Origin of the sequence: Glycomyces paridis (assembly GCF_004912155.1) — a bacterium.
GTDB lineage: Bacteria > Actinomycetota > Actinomycetes > Mycobacteriales > Micromonosporaceae > Glycomyces > Glycomyces paridis.
Map to the genome: position 1 here is coordinate 35,091 of NZ_STGX01000002.1, position 16,326 is coordinate 51,416.

Consider the following 16,326-nt stretch of genomic DNA (forward strand, 5'->3'; position numbering starts at 1 on the left):
ACCTGCTGTACGAGCACCGCGAGCGCCTCCAGCGCCGCGGCGTGCTCATCATCGGCCCCGGCAAGCAGTTCCTGCGATACATCTCCGAGGTGCTGCCGGGCCTGGCCGAGACCGACGTGCTCCTGCGCACCCCCGCGCAGCTGTTCCCCGGCGTGCTCGCCGACCGGCCCGAGACCGAGGCCGTCGCCGCCGTCAAGGGCCGCGCCGTCATGGCCGGGGTCATCGCCAGCGCCGTCGCCGACCGCCAGGTCGTCCCCCGCGACCCGGCCCCGGTCGACTACGAGGGCCACGAGCTGTGGCTGCGGCCCGAGAAGATCACCGCCGCGCGCGACGCCGCCCGCGAGACCGGCCTGCCGCACAACGAGGCCCGCGAGACCTTCCACAAGCGCGTCATCGCCGACCTCGCGACGCAGTACGCGGACATCATCGGCGAGGACCCGCTCGGCGAGGAGAACCTGCTGGGCCTGGAGGACCGCGCGAAGCTCGCCGTCGAGATCGCGACCGACCCGGTGATCCGCGGCCAGATCGAGGCGCTGTGGCCCGAGCTGACGGCGCAGGAGCTGTTGGAGGAGCTGTTCGCCTCGCCCGAGCGGCTCGCCTCGGCGGCGGCGGTGCTGCGCAAGGGCGAGCGGGCGCTGCTGGCGCGCGCGCCCGGCGGGTGGAGCGAGGCCGACGTGGCGCTGCTTGACGAGGCCGCCGAGCACCTGGGCGAGACCGAGTCGCGGCCGGGCACCGGGGGGCCGACGGCCGAGCAGATCGCCTACGCGCAGGACGTGCTGACGATCGCGGCCGGTTCGGCCTCGTTCGACTTCGAGGACGAGGAGTCGGAGATCCTCCAGGCCACCGACGTCATCGACGAGTTCTGGCTCGGCGAGCGGCAGGTGGACGAGGTGTTCGTGTCGGTCGCCGAGCGCGCCGCGGTCGACCGGCGGTGGATCTTCGGGCACGTCATCGTCGACGAGGCGCAGGAGCTGTCGCCGATGGAGTGGCGGGCGCTGCTGCGCCGGTGCGTGACGCGGTCGTTCACCGTCGCCGGGGACCTCGCGCAGGCCGCGGGCCCGGCCGCGCAGGTCGGCGAGGCGCCCGCGAGCTGGTCGGCGGTGTTCGGAGACGTGGACCTGGCGTGGCGCGCCGAGCGACTGACCGTGTCCTACCGGACCCCGGCGGAGATCATGGAGGTCGCCGTGCGGGTGCTCGACGCGATCGGCGTCGAGTCGGAGCGGCCGCGCTCGGTGCGGGCCTCGGGGCACCGGCCGTGGCTGGAGATCGCCGCCGAGGACTTCGACGCGCGCGTCGAGGCGCTCATGGCCGAGGAGGCGCGGCTGGTGGAGGGCGGTTCGGTCGCGGTCGTGACCACCGCCGAGCGGGCCGCGGGCCTGGCGGGGATCGAGGGCGCCTCGGTCCTGACGGTCAAGCAGGCCAAGGGGCTCGAATTCGACTCGGTCATCGTCGCCGACCCCGACGCGATCGCGGCTTCGGGGCTGCGGAACCTGTACGTCGCGCTCACCAGGGCCACCAAGCGACTCGGCGTGGTCGCCCCGGACAAGCCGGTGTTCCCCGGGGCCGAGATCCTGTAAGCCGCGCCCCGCCCGGCCGAGCTGGCCAGCCGGGATCGCGCCCGGCTCCTAGACTGTCACCAGGTGTAGGAGGTGCGGGTTGACAACGACGACAGGGGACCTGACCGGCGCGCGCGTCGACGGGCGCTACCGCCTGGAGCGGCTGATCGCCCGGGGCGGCATGGCCGACGTCTACGAGGCGCGCGACGAGCGCCTGGACCGGACCGTCGCTGTGAAGATGATCACCGCGGCCGGCACCGACGCCTTCGACCTCAAGGCGTTCGCGCATGAGGCCCGCACCATCGCCCGGCTCTCGCACCCGAACGTGGTGGCCGTGTTCGACCAGGGCGTCCACGAGGGACTGCCGTACGTGGTCATGGAGTACGTGCCGGGGACGACGCTGCGCGACCTGCTCAACCGGCGCCGCCGCCTGCGCATCGAGGAGGCCGTGGAGCTGTGCGCCCAGGTCCTCGACGGGCTCCAGGCCGCCCATGACGCCGGGCTCGTCCACCGCGACGTCAAGCCCGAGAACATCCTCCTCAAGAACGGCGGGCGCGGCGACCGCGTCAAGGTCGTGGACTTCGGGCTGGCCGAGGCCGTGCACGGCGACCGCGACACCGGCGGCCCTCTCGTCGCCACGGCCGCCTACGTGGCGCCCGAGCTCGTCAGCGGCGAGCCCGCGCAGGCCTCCAGCGACGTCTACTCGACCGCGATCCTGCTGTACGAGCTGCTCACCGGCGAGGTGCCCTTCGACGGGCCCGACGCCGGGGCGGTCGCGCGCCGCCATGTCGAGGAGGACGTCCCGTCCCCGCGCGACAAGGCGCCCGACGTGCCCGAGGGCCTCGCCGAGCTCGTCCAGGCCGCCGCGTCCCGGCGGCCCGGCTCGCGGCCGGTCGACGCCGGGGCGTTCCTGCGGCGCCTCCAGGCGATCGACGTCCGGCCCGCGCCCGGCACCACCGGGCAGGTGCCGCGCCCCACCCGCGCCGTCCAGACCACGATGGTCGTCGAGCACGAGCGGACGAAGCGGTCGTGGAAGGCCCTGGTCACGCTCGGGCTCATCGCCGCCGTGCTCGTAGCCGTCGCCGCCGCCGGGTGGTGGATCGGCGTCGGCCGCTACACCGCGGCGCCGTCACTGCTCGACCAGACCCGCGACTCGGTCGGCGCCTACGCCGAAGACGCGGGCTTCGAGGTCGACCTGGTGGACGCCTACAGCGAGAGCGTGCCCGTCGGCGAGGTCGTCTCGCAGGACCCCGGCGTCGGCGAACGCATCCGCAAGGGCGCCACCATCACCGTCGTCGTCTCGCTGGGCCCCGAGCGCTACCGGGTGCCCGACGTGCTCGGCATGACCGAGGAGGAGGCCCGCACCGCGCTCGCCCCGTTCACCGACGAGGTCGACGTGGTCCGCGACTACAGCACCGAGTACAAGGCCGGGGAGGTCATGGCCACCGACCCGCCCGTGAACGAGGAGGTCAAGGCCGGCACCGCCGTGACGCTGACCGTCTCGGACGGGCACCCGCCGCTGCGCGTCCCCGACACCGTCGGCATGACCGAGGAGGACGCCGTCGCGGCCCTCGACGAGGCCGGGCTGGAGGTCGGCGAGGTCACCGAGCGCACCAGCGACACCATCGACGAGGGCCTGGTCATCGAGCAGGACCCCGTCCCCGACACGCCCGTCGGCCCCGACGACCCGGTGAACCTCGTCGTCAGCTCCGGGCCCGAGCTCGTCCTCGTGCCCGACGTCGTCGGCCTCGACATCAAGGAGGCGACCGAGGAGCTCGAAGCGCTCGGGTTCGAGGTGAAGACCGCGCAGATCTGGTTCACCGGCACCGTGTTCGACCAGTCGGTGAACGGCGGCGAACGCGCCGAGAAGGGCGCCGAGATCTGGCTGTGGGCCAGGTAGGACACGACTGAGGGGCCGGACGTCCGTCCGGCCCCTCGATGTCGCCTTCGGTGCTACTTCGCCCCGGCGGCCTTCAGCTCCGTCATCGTGAACAGCGGCCGGATCGCGACGCCGATCCCGGCGAGGTTCTCCAGCCCGCCCGACTCGCGGTCGATCACGCACAGGCCCTGCTCGACGGTCCCGCCCCGCTCGCGCAGGGCCGCGACCGCGTCCAGGACCGCGCCGCCGGAGGTGATCACGTCCTCCACGATGAACAGCCGCCTGCCCTCGACGTCGCCGCCCTCGGCCAGGCGGCACGTGCCGTACGCCTTGGCCTCCTTGCGGACGAACAGGGCCGGCAGGCCCGTCACCTGCGAGAGCGCGGTGACGATCGGGATGCCGCCCAGCTCCAGGCCCGCCAGTGCGTCCACGCCGTGCGCGGGCACCAGCGGTGCGAGCGCCTCGGCGATGCGCCGCAGCAGGACCGGGTCGGACTCGAACAGGTACTTGTCGAAGTACTCGTTCGCGACCACACCCGAGCGGAGCGTGAACTCCCCGGTCAGGTGCGAGCGGTTGAAGATGTCGCGCGCGAGGTCGGCGGCGTTCGAGGTGCTCATGGGCTCAGCCTGCCATCGCGGGCCCGTTACGGGCGCAGCGGCGGGTAGTCCGGGTCGAGGAGGTCACGCTCGGCCAGCCAGTTGTAGAGCGGCGTCTCCTTCGGCCAGTGGCCCCAGCCGTGGTCGCCGGTGGCCGCGTGCCCGCCGAGCATCTGCTGCTGGACCGGGTCGAGGTCGTTCCACCAGGACTGCTCCGGCAGGTGCTCGACGATGTCGCGGGCGCGGATCCAGCGCGGCGTGAACCCGAAGAACGCGACCTTGCGGGTCAGGTCCGAGTAGTTGTCGCTGCGGGCGTGCCAGATGCGGCGGTCGAAGAACATGACGTCGCCGGCGTTGCCGGTGACCTCGATGGCGCCTTCGGGGTCGGGCCACTCCATGTCCCGGCGCGGCGGGCCGTCGATCCGGTTCCACTTGTGGGAGCCGGGGATGATCTTGGTGTTGCCGCGGCCCTCCTCGGAGAGGTCGGTGAAGAAGTACGCGAGCTTGACCGACAGGCGCGGGCGCGGCTCGGTCTCGGTCTCGCGGTTCTGGCGCCCGCCGTCCTGGTGCCACTCGAACCTGAAGGGGCGCTTGCCCTCGATCGGCGGGTGCTTGTCCACGTGGGAGTGGTACACGTGGAAGTTCCAGCCCATGATCGACCACACGTAGTGGAAGGTCCGGGGGTGGTTCAGGAGGAACGCCAGCTCCGGGCAGGAGGTCACCGCGTCGAGGCGGTGCATGGCCCCCTCGGGGCTGAGCCTGCCGGCCTCCCGCTCGATCTCGTACACGCGGTCCAGAGCGTCCGAGCAGCGCTGTATCTCGTCGGCGTCGAGCGCGCCGCGGATCATCAGGAAACCGTCGCGATCGAAGGCTTCTCGCTGCTCAGGGGTGAGAGCTGCGGCACCGACCGATGTCAATGCGGTCATCTCAATGCCTTTCCTGTATCCAGGGGGATCGTTGTCGTCCACTAGACGCCGCGCCCGCCCTTGTCGGTTGCACCGCGGGCCTTGGAAAGATCAGGCAAGTGCGCCGCGGCGCGCATTACGTGAAAGCGTAGTTCGCGACGCTTCGCGCCCGCTGGCGATCCCCTCGAAGTCCGTTGAGAAGTCCCCCGGGACCGCTTGAGCAGGGGCGGCGCGGCGCTACCCGAAGAGGCCCGTGATCCAGTCGAACCAGGAGAAGTCGAGGTCGAGCCAGCTCCATTCGAGCTGTTCGAGGTAGCTGAGCCCGACCATGAACAGGAAGATCCCGGTGCCGAGGTGGGCCAGGCGCGCGGTCTTGCGCTTCGCGCCGAGCCAGCGGCCCCAGAGCATCCCGCCGGCGAGGCGGATGAGGAAGAACAGGCCGATGGCGACGGCGATGACGAACAGGTAGCTGAACACCTGGCCGCGCAGCGTCTCCATGCCCTGCTCGACGGCCCACAGGAGCCACATGATGAGGGAGAACAGGCCGCCGATCACGGAGAACTCGAAGCCCTTGGCGAGCGAGCCGGGCGGGCCGAGCAGCGGGGCGCGGTCCTCCTTGGCGTGGTCGTGGTGGGCCTCCTCGGGGTCGCCGGCGAGGCGCAGGCGCGGCAGCGCGCCGCGGTTGGCGGGCGAGGGGTCGGCGGAGCCGGCCGAGCGGCCCGGGGAGTACGCGCCCTCCTGGCGCGGGTCCTGCTCGGGGACGTGGACGCGGCCGCTGATCGGCTTGTCGCGCACGGCGTTCGAGGCCGGGCCGGTCAGGGGGACGCCGCCGGGCTTCATGACGCGGGTGCCGGTCGGGCCGGGGACGGCGGCGGCCGGGGTGACGACGGTCGGCGGCACGCCGGGGCGGTCGAGGCGGCGGGTCGGGGCGTCGGCGGGCGACAGGCCCGAGGGGGCCCAGTCGACGCCGAGGTCGGGGAGCTTGGAGTGCGACACGACGGTGGCGAGCTCGTCGATCCAGCGGGGCAGCTCGTCGGTGCGCGGGCGGTTGGCCGGGTCGTCGTCCAGCGGCGCGGTCAGCAGCTCGCGGAGGCGGTCGTTGGTCTCCAGGACGGGGTGGCGGCGCAGGCGGGCCCACGGCACGCTCTGCTCGTGGCCGGGCGAGTCGGTGCGGGCGCTCGCGCCGGTGACGAGGTAGAACGCGATCGAGCCGAAGCCGTGCACGTCGTAGGCCGGGCCGACGGTGCCCTGGTGGGCCTCGGGGCCGGCGGTCTCGCGCGTGTAGGCGATCGTGGTCAGGTGCGCGGGGGTGTGGTAGCGGGCGCCGGTGAAGTCGATGACCTTCGCCGAGCCGTCCGGGCCGATGATCACGTTGGCGGGCTTGAGGTCCATGTGCAGCACCGGGTGCGCGCCGGTGGGCGGGCGGTGCATCGCCGACATGACCTCGGCGACCGAGCGGAGGGTGCGGGCGGCGTCGACGCGGCCGAGGCGGCGCTGGAGGAGCTGGCGCAGGTCGTGGCCGGGCAGGTATTCGAGCACCTGGAAGGGCACGGGGTCGCCGTGGGGGGCGCTGCCGGGCCGGTGCGGGACGCGGCCGTAGAACGCGTCGATGCGGCGGCAGATCGATCCGACGCCGCGGCTGTGGAGGTCCATGAGGACCGCGTCGCCCTTGTCCCAGGAGCCGTACTGGTGCTCGCGGGTGTCGTTGGGGTTGAAGCGGAACACCTTGACCGTCAGGGGCGCGGAGGAGATGCCCGCCGACACGCGGACGGCCTGGTACACGTCGGCCTGGCCGCCCGATCCGAGCAGACCGGTCAGCCGGTAGCTCTGCTCCGAGCCCGGGAGCGGATCTGCCGGGCCGCAGACGAGGTCAACGGTGGCGTTCGACATGAGGTGGTCCTTCGCGATTCAGGCTGAGCCCACAGCCTAACGCCTGAATTCAACCCTCAAGGACCCCCGGAGCCGGTGCTGTACGCATCGTCTCAGCGGGCAACCGAGCGCGGTCAGCGGCCCGAGCCCCAGGGACTGTCGGTCTGGGCGGGCGAGGGGGAGCCGGGGGGCGGGCCGCCGTAGCCGCCCGCGGAGGGCTGGGAGGGCTGGCCGTAGGAGCTGGCGGGCGGTGCGGGCATCCGGTCGGCGCTCATGGGTTCGAAGACCCCGCCGGGCTGCGCGGGCTGCTGCTGCGGGACGGCGGGGGGCGCGACCCGCTCGAAGCCGCCCGCGGGCTGGGCGGCCGCGGGGGCGGCGCCGCCGCGCCCGAGCGACCACAGGGCCGGCGAGAAGGCGATGGCGAGGACGCCGGCGATGAGCGCCCACTGCTCGCGGGGCACGTCGCTGCCGAACAGGAACGTGACGTCGGCCCGCTCGACCGTGACCGACTCGACCAGGAGCAGTACCGCAAGGAGCAGGAAGATCACCTGGAAGAGGTGCAACAGGACGCGAAGACCTTTATTCATGTGTCGACGCTACCAACGCGTGTCCAATAACTCCATACGTCCGGTTCCGAATTCTCCCGGTGTTCGGGGAACGGCGAAGGCCCGGGCCGCGGCCCGGGCCTCGAACGTTCACTTCCGTTGCTACTGGGGCAGTTCGGGAAGCTCGTGGGTGGACTCCCACTCGGTCAGCATGTCGATGCGGCGCTGGTGGCGCTCGGCCCCGGAGAAGGGCTCGGCGACGAACGCGTCGGCGAAGGCGGCGGCCTCGTCGAGCGTGTGCATCCGCCCGCCGATCGCGACCACGTTCGCGTCGTTGTGCTGGCGCCCGAGCTTGGCGGTCTCCACGCTCCAGGCGAGCGCGGCGCGGCAGCCGGGGACCTTGTTCGCGGCGATCTGCTCGCCGTTGCCGGAGCCGCCGACGACGATGCCGAGGCTGCCGGGGTCGGCCACGACCTGTGCGGCCGCGTTCAGGCAGAACGGCGGGTAGTCGTCCTCGGCGTCGTAGGCGTGCGGGCCCACGTCGACGATCTCGTGCCCGCGGCCGGACAGGTGCTCGACCAGGTGGTCCTTGAGCTCGAGACCGGCGTGGTCGGAGGCGAGGTAGATGCGCACGATGGGACCTCAGGCTTTCGGCAGCTCGACGATGGCGAGACCGGCGCGCGCCTTGGGCACGAACCAGGTCGACTTGCGCGGCATCTTCAGCCGCTGGAGGTTCACGTCGATGAAGTCGGGGACGGTGACCGGGGCGATGAGGACCGCGAGGTCGGCCTTGCCCGCGTCGACCTGCGCGGCGAGCCAGGAGGCCGGGTAGTCGCCGCCGACGTAGGTGATGCGCTTGTCCCCCGCGTCCCAGCCCAGGAGCGCGGTGAACACCTCGTTCTCGACGCGCGCATGGTCGAGCCGGTCGACCACCGAGCCCTCGACCTCGGCGAAGGCGATCTCCCAGGTGCGGCCGCGGCCGTAGACGACGACGGTGCCGCCGGTCGCGGGGGTCTCGGGCGGGCCCTCGATCTCGGTCACCGTCGCGCCGATCTGGGCGATCTGCTCCACCAGCTGCGACGCGGAGCCGGGCAGGCCCTTGACGAGGCGGTGGTAGGGGCGGATGACGACCGAGGCGGGGGTGGTGACGACCGCGAGGAAGCGGTCCAGCTCGCCGACCTGCGCCGCGAGCGAGCGGTGGTTGCCGTCGGCGACGATGAGGTCGCCGTCGCCTGCCAGCGCGGTGAGGGCCTCACCGGCCGCGCCGCCGATGGCCCAGATCTCGTGGGAGCGCCCGGCCTCGTCGACGTCGACGGCCACGGGCTCGCCGGCGTCGGCGATAGCGGCGGCGATGGCCTCGTGGAGCTCCTCGCCGCGGGTGGACTGGAGCAGCAGGACGGGGCTGAGGAGGTGGCGCAGGCGCTGGTTGAGCTCGTTGCGCTGCTTGACCTTCTCGATGAAGACGTCCTCGTTGCGGATGACCTTGCCGGGCTCCTCTGCGGAGGAGGAGATCTCGGCGGTGTCGACGAGGCAGAAGACGCCGTAGGCGACGGGCTCCTCGCCGCCGGAGATGCGGTAGGCCACGGCGACGTCGCCGAACGCGGCGAACCGGCCGGCCTCCTTGAGGGCCGCGAGGCGCTCGGCGGCGGCGGGGAGGGCCTGTTCGAAGGTCAGGTCGGCGGCCACCGCCTCGGGGGTGTGCGCGGGCATCTCGACGCCCAGCATGCTCGCGGGGTTCGCCTCGATGATCCGGGTGATCTCGGTTTCGTCGGGGAACTCGTCGTAGTTCTTCGCGCCGGTGCTCCCAGTGGAAAGCCAGGCCTGGTCGATCGGGTGTGCAGCAGTCACGCGACGAGCGTAATCGACCCCCTCCGGCATCGACGTGGCCACCGAGTGAACTCCCGAGATATGACACACTTCTTTCATATCCGAACCCTTGAGGCTGGACCTCTGAACGACAGGAGGCACTGTGGCGGCAACGCACATTCTGACCCGGGACGAGGCGCGGCGAAGGGCCGAGCTGCTGTCCGTCGACTCCTACACCGTGGAGCTCGACCTGACCGGACACGAGCGGGGCGACACCTTCGGCTCCCGCACGGCCGTCGTCTTCGCGTGCACCGAACCGGGTGCCGAGACCTTCATCGAGATCGCCGCGGAGCGGATCGAGGACGCCTACCTCAACGGCGAACCGGTCGACCTGACGGCCTTCGACCCGAAGGCGGGGCTGCGGCTGGTGAACCTGGCCGCGGAGAACGAGCTGGTCGTCAACGCCGTGTGCCAGTACTCCAGCGACGGCCAGGGCCTGCACCGCATGACCGACCCGGTCGACAAGGAGACCTACCTCTACTCGCAGTTCGAGGTCGCCGACGCGCAGCGCGTCTTCGCCTGCTTCGACCAGCCGGACCTCAAGGCGACCTTCACGTTCCAGGTGCGCACTCCTGAGCACTGGACCGTGATCTCGAACATGCCCGCGGCCTCGGAGACGGTGGTCGAGGCGGTCCAGCTGAAGGTCACGCTGTTCGAGACCTCGGTGCGGATGAGCCCGTACATCACCGCGATCTGCGCGGGCCCGTACGTCGGGGTGCACGAGACCCACGACGGGATCGACCTGGGCCTGTACTGCCGCAAGTCGATGCAGGAGCACCTCGACCCCGAAGGGGTGTTCGAGGTCACCCGCCAGGGCTTCGACCACTTCCACTCGCAGTTCGGCGTGCGCTACCCGCTGCCGAAGTACGACCAGATCTTCGCGCCCGAGTACAACTTCGGCGCGATGGAGAACTTCGGCTGCATCACGATCGCCGAGGCCTCGTTCCTGTTCCGCGGCCAGGTCACCGACTTCGAGCTGGAGCAGCGCGCGAACGTGATCCTGCACGAGATGGCCCACATGTGGTTCGGCGACCTCGTGACGATGCGCTGGTGGGACGACCTGTGGCTGAACGAGTCGTTCGCGGAGTGGGCGAGCCACTGGGCGAACGTGGAGGCCACCCGCTTCGACGGGGCGTGGACGACGTTCCTGTCGGCCCGCAAGAACTGGGGCTACGGCGCCGACCAGCAGCCGACCACGCACCCGGTGTACACCGACGCGGCCGACACCGAGGAGATCCAGGCCAACTTCGACGGCATCACCTACTCCAAGGGCGCCTCGATCCTCAAGCAGCTGGTTGCGTACGTCGGCATCGACCCGTTCCTGGCGGGGCTGCGCGCGTACTTCGAGAAGCACCAGTTCGGCAACGCGGTCTTCCAGGACCTGCTCGGCGAGCTGGAGGCCGCGTCCGGCAAGGCGCTCAAGGACTTCGCCGACACCTGGCTGCGCACCGCAGGCGTCTCGACGCTGCGGCCCGAGGTGACCGTGGACGCGGACGGGAACTACACGGCGGTCACGGTCCTCCAGGAGGTCCCGGCGGACCACCCGACCCACCGGACCCACCGCATCGCGATCGGCCTGTACGACCTGGAGGGCGGCGCCCTGGTGCGCCGCGACCGGATCGAAGTGGACGTCGCGGGCGCCGCGACGGCGATCCCGGCGCTCACGGGGGTCCGCCAGCCGGACCTGCTGCTGCTCAACGACGACGACCTGACATACGCGAAGCTGCGCCTCGACGAGCGGAGCCTCGCGACGGCGGTCGCGCACACCTCGGCGCTGGAGGACTCCCTGGCGCGGGCGCTCATCTGGGCGGCCGCGTGGGACATGCTCCGCGACGCCGAACTGGCGGCGACGCAGTTCGTGGAGCTGGGCTGCTCCAGCCTGACCACCGAGACCGACATCAACATCGTCACCGTCGCGCAGCGGCAGGTCGCCGGGGCGCTCGCCTACGCCGACCCCGCGAAGCGTGCGGCGCTGCGCGAGCAGTGGGCGCAGGCGGCGAAGTCGGCGATGGAGGCGGCGGCGCCGGGCTCGGACCCGCAGCGCACGTGGGCGAAGGCCTACGCGTCCGCGTCGCGTTCGGCGGCCGACCTGGCGCGCATCGGCGGCTGGCTGGAGGACCGCGAGGTCCCCGCGGGCCTCACCGTCGACGCCGACCTGCGCTGGTCGCTGCTGACGGGCCTGGTCGCCTCCGGCGCCCTGGGCGAGGACGCGATCGACGCCGAACTCGACCGCGACTCGACCGCCGACGGCAAGCGCCTGGCGATCATCGCCCGCGCCGTGGTGCCCACGGCCGAGGCGAAGGAGCGCGCCTGGGAGCGGATCGTGGACCCGAACTCGGAGAACTGGGTCCGCCGGTCCTCCATGCTCGGCTTCGCGCCGCTCGACCAGGCCGATCTGGTCCGCCCGTACCTGCGCCCGTACCTGGACGCGGTGCCGGAGCTGTGGGAGAAGTTGGGCGCCCAGCAGGCCGTCGAGTTCTCCAAGCTCGCGTTCCCGTCGAACCTCATCGAGCCCGAGACGCTCGAAGTACTCGACGCGTGGCTCGCCGAGGACCGGCCCGCGCCGGTCAAGCGCGGCGTGGCCGAGGGCCGCGCCGACATCGCGCGGGCCCTCGCGGGCCGCGCGCTCGACGCGTCGGCGTAGGACCGCTCGAACCTCAGGGGCTCCGGGACCGCCGCGCAGGCGGTCCCGGAGCCCCGAGTCCTTTTCACAGCGTTGATAGGCTCGCCCTTGTCCGTGTTCCGGTGGCCGCCCGGCCCGTGAATGGAGAGAGCCGTCTTGTCCGCGCTTTTGCCGGTGGTCGTCCTCAGCGCCACCCTGGTCGCGTTGTTCGGGATCGTCCTGCCGCTGCTGCTGCTGGGGCCCGTGCTCGCCTCGCGCAGCCGGCCGCAGCCCCAGCAGCTGCTGTTCGCCGTCATCCTGCTCATCCCCACCGTCGCGATCGGCTCGGTGTTCCTGTCCTGGTGGGCGGTGGAGTGGCTCGAACGGTACGACGTGCCCGCCTCCGAGCTCGTCGGCATCGCCCTGGTCGTGTCGGCCGTGATCGGCCTGATGGCCCCGCTGCGTCTGCCCGGCGGGTCGGGCCCGTTCTGGCTCAAGCCGCTCCTGGGCCTGTCCGCGGGCGTGCTCGTGCCGATGTCGATCATCTGGAGCGTCCAGGCGGGCCTCCACGAGGTCGCCGCGGCCGGGATCGGCCTGCTCGTCCTCGCGGTCCTCGTCGTGGTCTTCCGGATCATCGCCAAGCCGCTCGCCGTGCGGCGCCAGGCCAAGCAGGTGCGCACCTCGGTGCGGCGCTTCCAGGGCCAGCTCGTGGACGTGGCCGACGAGGCGTGGCGCCTCGCGGGCGCACGCGGCGACGCCAACCGGATCGTGCTGACCTACAGCGGCGAGGCCGACGGCAAGCAGATCGGCGCGGCCCTCATGCTCAAGCGCGACATGGAGTGGGTGCCCAAGGCCGAGGAGAACGAGTCGGCGGTGTTCGAGCTCGCCCGCGGCCTCAACGGCCAGCCGACCGAGGCGGTCCTGGCGCAGAAGCAGATCGGCACCCCCGCGACGCTGACCATGCGCATCCCCGGGACGACGATCCTGTCGATCCGCGAGACCGTGGCCGACTCGCTGTCGTGGGTGGAGTTCATCGGGAAGCTGGAGCTCACCGACGCCGACGCGCTCATCGAGCACAACTACCCGAGCGAGAACTGAGCGAGACGGAACGGCGGCCGGGAGACGAGGTCTCCCGGCCGCCGTTCGGCGTTTCGTAGCGCTATCGCGATTGCGCGGTCTCGGCGAGCATCCGCAGGCCGGTGATGATGCCCCCGGCGAGCTGGCCGGCGCCGAAGGCGGCCTCCATCGAGAAGACCACGAGGGCCGCGGAGCGGTCCGGGATCTTCTCCTGCGCGGCCGAGCCGGTCACGATCTCCAGCTGCCGCTGCTCGGGCGAGACGGCGATGAGGACGGAGCGGTCGGGGTCGGCGAGCCGCTCGTGGAGCGATTCGGCCGCGCCCCGCACCGGGTCGTGCAGCGGGCCGACGAAGACGCTGTAGTGCAGGCCGCCGCCGTCGCGCTCGGCCACGGAGAGGGCCTCGTCGATGTGCAGCAGCTCCTTGACGTCGAAGGGGCCTTCGAGGACGGCCGGCTTGACCTCCTCGGGGCTGCGGTCGACACCTTCGACGATCGCGACGTCGTTACCACTTGCCATGCGAGCCTCCCTTGGGTCCACTGGCGACCGCCTCGCCGGATTCGATCGCGGCGTGCGACTGACCGGAGGCCTCGGCGACCGCGCCGTTGCGCGCCACGAACCAGACCGGCTTGAAGTTGTAGGGCTCGCCCGCGCGGTAGCGGGACTGCGGCCTCGGGTGCCGCAGGAAGATCACGGTGAAGACCGCGACCACGACCAGGATCGGGGCGCCGAAGAGAATCAGCCAGTCCTGGAATGCCATTGTTGCTCCCCCAGTTGCAGAGACAGGGCGACGCTGCCCGAATGCGGTTTGCAGACGGGCGCCGTGACCGGCCCTCAGACTAATCCAAATACGCCCCTCGACTGCCCGCAGGTGGTGAGAAGGTGCGACCCGGCGCACGGTCGGCCGATCCCGTGCACCGCATCGGGGCGCGGCCGAAAGGGGACCGGGGACGCGGACGGGGCCCGTCGACCGGCGTTGACGCTCGGTCGGCGGGCCCCGGTGTCCGTGGGCGTTCAGGAGAGGCGGGCGCGCTCCCTGCCGTGACGGGGAAGCCAGGCCTCCCAGGCGGGGTCGGGGCGTCGCTGCCCGCGGAAGCCGCGCAGCTGCCAGCCCGACGGGGGCCTGGGGGCCCGGGGCAGGCGCCAGCCGAGTTCGGCGAGGGTCTTGTCGCTCTTGCGGTGGTTGCAGGGGGCGCACGCCGCCACGACGTTGTCCCAGGTGTGCGTCCCGCCGCGCGAGCGGGGCACCACGTGGTCGATGGTCTCGGCGGCGGCGTTGCAGTAGACGCAGCGCCAGTCGTCGCGGGTGAACACCCCGCGCCGGGAGGGACTCGCACCGACCTGCCTGGGGATGGGCACGTAGCGGTTGAGGCGGACCACCGAGGGGACGGGGATGTGCATGGATTCGGAGCGCAGAAAACCGTCACCAGGAGTGACGGTTTCGGCTTTGCGAGTGAGCAGCAGCACTGCGGCCCGTTTCACCGGTATCACGCACAGCGGCTCGTAGCTCTGGTTCAGGACGAGGGCCGAACCCAGCGTGCTCGCGTGCGGCGTGAACAGTTGCGGTTGCCCCCCTGGGGCAGGGTCATCGCTGTCGAGCGTGCTCCTATGTCGAGGACCTATCACGGTGGTGTACCTCCAAGCCAACGGTCCTGTCAAGTTTGACCTAAATCTCAGAAAATTGCACCCTGGTTCTGTGGGATCTTCGATGACGAGCGAATATCGTCTGTGCGAACCCGGAGCGACACCGGACCGACGGATCCCGCCGGGCGCTCCAGGCGGAGCGCGCGGACCCTGGAACGGCGCGGCCCGGGCCGCCGACCCTGTGAAGGACGAACGTGGAACTGCTTGCCGCCACCGAGGAGGCCTCCCCCTGCGAGCCGGGCTTCAACGCCTGCACGCTGCTGTGGAACGTCACCGACAGCCGGGAATTCGCCGTCGACGCCGGCCAGGTCCTCGACAAGATCGGCCAGGTCGCGCTCATCATCATCGCGGCGCTCGTGCTCCGCTGGCTGGTCAACCGCGCGATCGCCCGGATCATCAGGCAGGTCACCTCCATCAAGGGGCCGCAGTCCATCGCGGACCTCGCCGACAAGCTCGGTTCGGGCAACGCCCGCCGCGACGAGCTGCTGGGCGACCGCAGCGAGAAACGCGCCGAGACGCTCACAGGCGTGCTCCAGCACGTCAGCGGGATCGTCATCCTCACCGTCGGCTTCATGCTGGTGCTCAGCGCCTTCAACGTGAACCTCGCACCGATCCTCGCCAGCGCGGGCATCGCGGGCATCGCGATCGGCTTCGGCGCGCAGAACCTGGTGCAGGACTACCTGGCGGGGATCTTCATCCTCATCGAGGACCAGTACGGGGTGGGCGACAGCGTCGACGTGGGCGACGCCTCGGGCACGGTGGTCGACATGGGCCTGCGGGTCACCACGCTCCGGTCCCTGGACGGGACGCTGTGGTACGTGCGCAACGGGCAGATCCTGCGCGTGGGCAACTCCAGCCAGAGCTGGGCGTACGTCGTGGTGGACACGCCGCTGCCGCCGACGGCGGACATCGACCGGGCCGGGGAGATCATCGCCGAGGTCGCGAAGGGCTTCGTCGAGGACGAGGAGTGGCACGAGCACATCCTCAAGGAGCCGGAGTACCTCGGGCCGGTGGAGATGACGATCGACGAGATCAAGGTGCGCCTGGGCGTGCGCACGACCTCCGACCAGCAGTGGGCGGCGGGCCGCGAGCTGCGCCGCCGGGTGACCGAGGCGCTGCGCGAGGCGGGCGTCATCGACCCGTCCGGGGGCGGGCGGATCTACGTGCCCCGTTCGGCGGCGGGCGGCGCCGCGGGCGCGGCGGGCACGACCGCTTAGGTGATGTTCGGCCCAATCGGTGTGACGCGTGCCGGTTCGGCTTCACAGCGGGGTCCGCGGTTGGCACGATTGGGAGATGCCTAGTGACAGCCCGCGGGCCGTTGTCCCCCTGACTCCGACGGGACAGCCCGCTCCCACGCAGTCCTTCTACGAGGCCGTGGGCGGCGAGGAGACCTTCGACCGCCTCGTGACCGCGTTCTACGCGCAGGTGGCCGACGACCCGATCATGCGGCCGATGTACCCCGAAGAGGACCTCGCCCCCGCGGCGCGGCGGTTCAAGATGTTCCTGGAGCAGTACTGGGGCGGACCGCACACGTATTCGGAGGAGCGGGGCCACCCGCGCCTGCGGATGCGCCACGCCCCGTTCACGATCGGCGAGCGCGAGCGCGACGCCTGGCTGCGGTGCATGCGCCACGCGATGGACGAGGTCGCCTTGGCGCCCGAGTACGACAAGGCCATGTGGGAGTACATGGAGCGCGCCGCGGACTTCATGCGGAACGCATGAACAAGAAACGCAGTATGCGGAACGCGTGAACCAAGAGTGCAGCATGCGGAACGCATGAGCCGTGGAC

At 71.5% G+C, this 16,326-nt stretch carries 15 protein-coding genes; 6 read left to right on the plus strand and 9 right to left on the minus strand.

What is annotated here, in order from left to right; all coding sequences use genetic code 11:
• Positions 1-1,577 (plus strand): HelD family protein (locus E9998_RS02270; RefSeq protein ID WP_136528096.1); only part of this gene is annotated, 1,577 nt, incomplete at its 5' end.
• 79 nt (positions 1,578-1,656) lie between these two features.
• On the plus strand, positions 1,657-3,456 hold the full coding sequence (locus E9998_RS02275) for a Stk1 family PASTA domain-containing Ser/Thr kinase (protein WP_136528097.1): 1,800 nt from the start codon (positions 1,657-1,659) through the stop codon (positions 3,454-3,456).
• Positions 3,457-3,509: 53 nt separating this feature from the next.
• Here the strand turns inward: E9998_RS02275 and pyrE are convergent, their stop codons facing one another.
• The 6 genes from pyrE to E9998_RS02305 all read right to left on the minus strand — a co-directional run bounded on the left by pyrE (position 3,510) and on the right by E9998_RS02305 (position 9,198).
• The gene (gene pyrE, locus E9998_RS02280; RefSeq protein WP_136528098.1) at positions 3,510-4,052 is read right to left on the minus strand and encodes an orotate phosphoribosyltransferase; all 543 of its coding nucleotides are present in this window, start codon (positions 4,050-4,052) and stop codon (positions 3,510-3,512) included.
• Positions 4,053-4,078: 26 nt separating this feature from the next.
• Complete coding sequence (locus tag E9998_RS02285; protein ID WP_136528099.1) at positions 4,079-4,957, minus strand: phytanoyl-CoA dioxygenase family protein; 879 nt, start codon at positions 4,955-4,957, stop codon at positions 4,079-4,081.
• A gap of 216 nt (positions 4,958-5,173) precedes the next feature.
• Positions 5,174-6,826 (minus strand): serine/threonine protein kinase, encoded by a 1,653-nt coding sequence (locus tag E9998_RS02290; protein ID WP_136528100.1) that lies wholly within the window; start codon positions 6,824-6,826, stop codon positions 5,174-5,176.
• 113 nt (positions 6,827-6,939) lie between these two features.
• Complete coding sequence (locus E9998_RS02295) at positions 6,940-7,392, minus strand: hypothetical protein (protein ID WP_136528101.1); 453 nt, start codon at positions 7,390-7,392, stop codon at positions 6,940-6,942.
• A gap of 120 nt (positions 7,393-7,512) precedes the next feature.
• The gene (locus tag E9998_RS02300) at positions 7,513-7,983 is read right to left on the minus strand and encodes a ribose-5-phosphate isomerase (RefSeq protein ID WP_136528102.1); all 471 of its coding nucleotides are present in this window, start codon (positions 7,981-7,983) and stop codon (positions 7,513-7,515) included.
• A gap of 9 nt (positions 7,984-7,992) precedes the next feature.
• The gene (locus E9998_RS02305) at positions 7,993-9,198 is read right to left on the minus strand and encodes a DUF1015 family protein (RefSeq protein WP_136528103.1); all 1,206 of its coding nucleotides are present in this window, start codon (positions 9,196-9,198) and stop codon (positions 7,993-7,995) included.
• 121 nt (positions 9,199-9,319) lie between these two features.
• Between E9998_RS02305 and pepN the strand changes: the two genes are divergently transcribed.
• Together pepN and E9998_RS02315 are read left to right on the plus strand one after the other, a co-directional pair.
• A complete protein-coding gene (gene pepN / locus E9998_RS02310; RefSeq protein WP_136528104.1) occupies positions 9,320-11,860 on the plus strand; it encodes an aminopeptidase N in 2,541 nt (846 codons plus the stop codon).
• 135 nt (positions 11,861-11,995) lie between these two features.
• Positions 11,996-12,916 (plus strand): hypothetical protein, encoded by a 921-nt coding sequence (locus tag E9998_RS02315; RefSeq protein WP_136528105.1) that lies wholly within the window; start codon positions 11,996-11,998, stop codon positions 12,914-12,916.
• Positions 12,917-12,977: 61 nt separating this feature from the next.
• On the opposite strand, the gene E9998_RS02320 is transcribed toward E9998_RS02315, so the two are convergent.
• The 3 genes from E9998_RS02320 to E9998_RS02330 all read right to left on the minus strand — a co-directional run bounded on the left by E9998_RS02320 (position 12,978) and on the right by E9998_RS02330 (position 14,429).
• Positions 12,978-13,412, minus strand: coding sequence for a DUF5130 family protein (locus tag E9998_RS02320; protein ID WP_136528106.1), 435 nt, complete (start codon positions 13,410-13,412; stop codon positions 12,978-12,980).
• Positions 13,399-13,653: an aa3-type cytochrome oxidase subunit CtaJ gene (gene ctaJ, locus E9998_RS02325; protein WP_136528107.1), complete on the minus strand. Its 255-nt coding sequence runs from the start codon at positions 13,651-13,653 to the stop codon at positions 13,399-13,401. Before ctaJ ends, E9998_RS02320 begins: the two co-directional genes overlap by 14 nt.
• A 254-nt stretch (positions 13,654-13,907) precedes the next feature.
• Positions 13,908-14,429: an HNH endonuclease gene (locus tag E9998_RS02330; protein ID WP_136528437.1), complete on the minus strand. Its 522-nt coding sequence runs from the start codon at positions 14,427-14,429 to the stop codon at positions 13,908-13,910.
• A gap of 302 nt (positions 14,430-14,731) precedes the next feature.
• Between E9998_RS02330 and E9998_RS02335 the strand changes: the two genes are divergently transcribed.
• The gene (locus tag E9998_RS02335; RefSeq protein WP_136528108.1) at positions 14,732-15,754 is read left to right on the plus strand and encodes a mechanosensitive ion channel family protein; all 1,023 of its coding nucleotides are present in this window, start codon (positions 14,732-14,734) and stop codon (positions 15,752-15,754) included.
• A gap of 76 nt (positions 15,755-15,830) precedes the next feature.
• The gene (locus E9998_RS02340; RefSeq protein WP_136528109.1) at positions 15,831-16,259 is read left to right on the plus strand and encodes a globin; all 429 of its coding nucleotides are present in this window, start codon (positions 15,831-15,833) and stop codon (positions 16,257-16,259) included.
• Positions 16,260-16,326 lie beyond the last annotated feature (67 nt).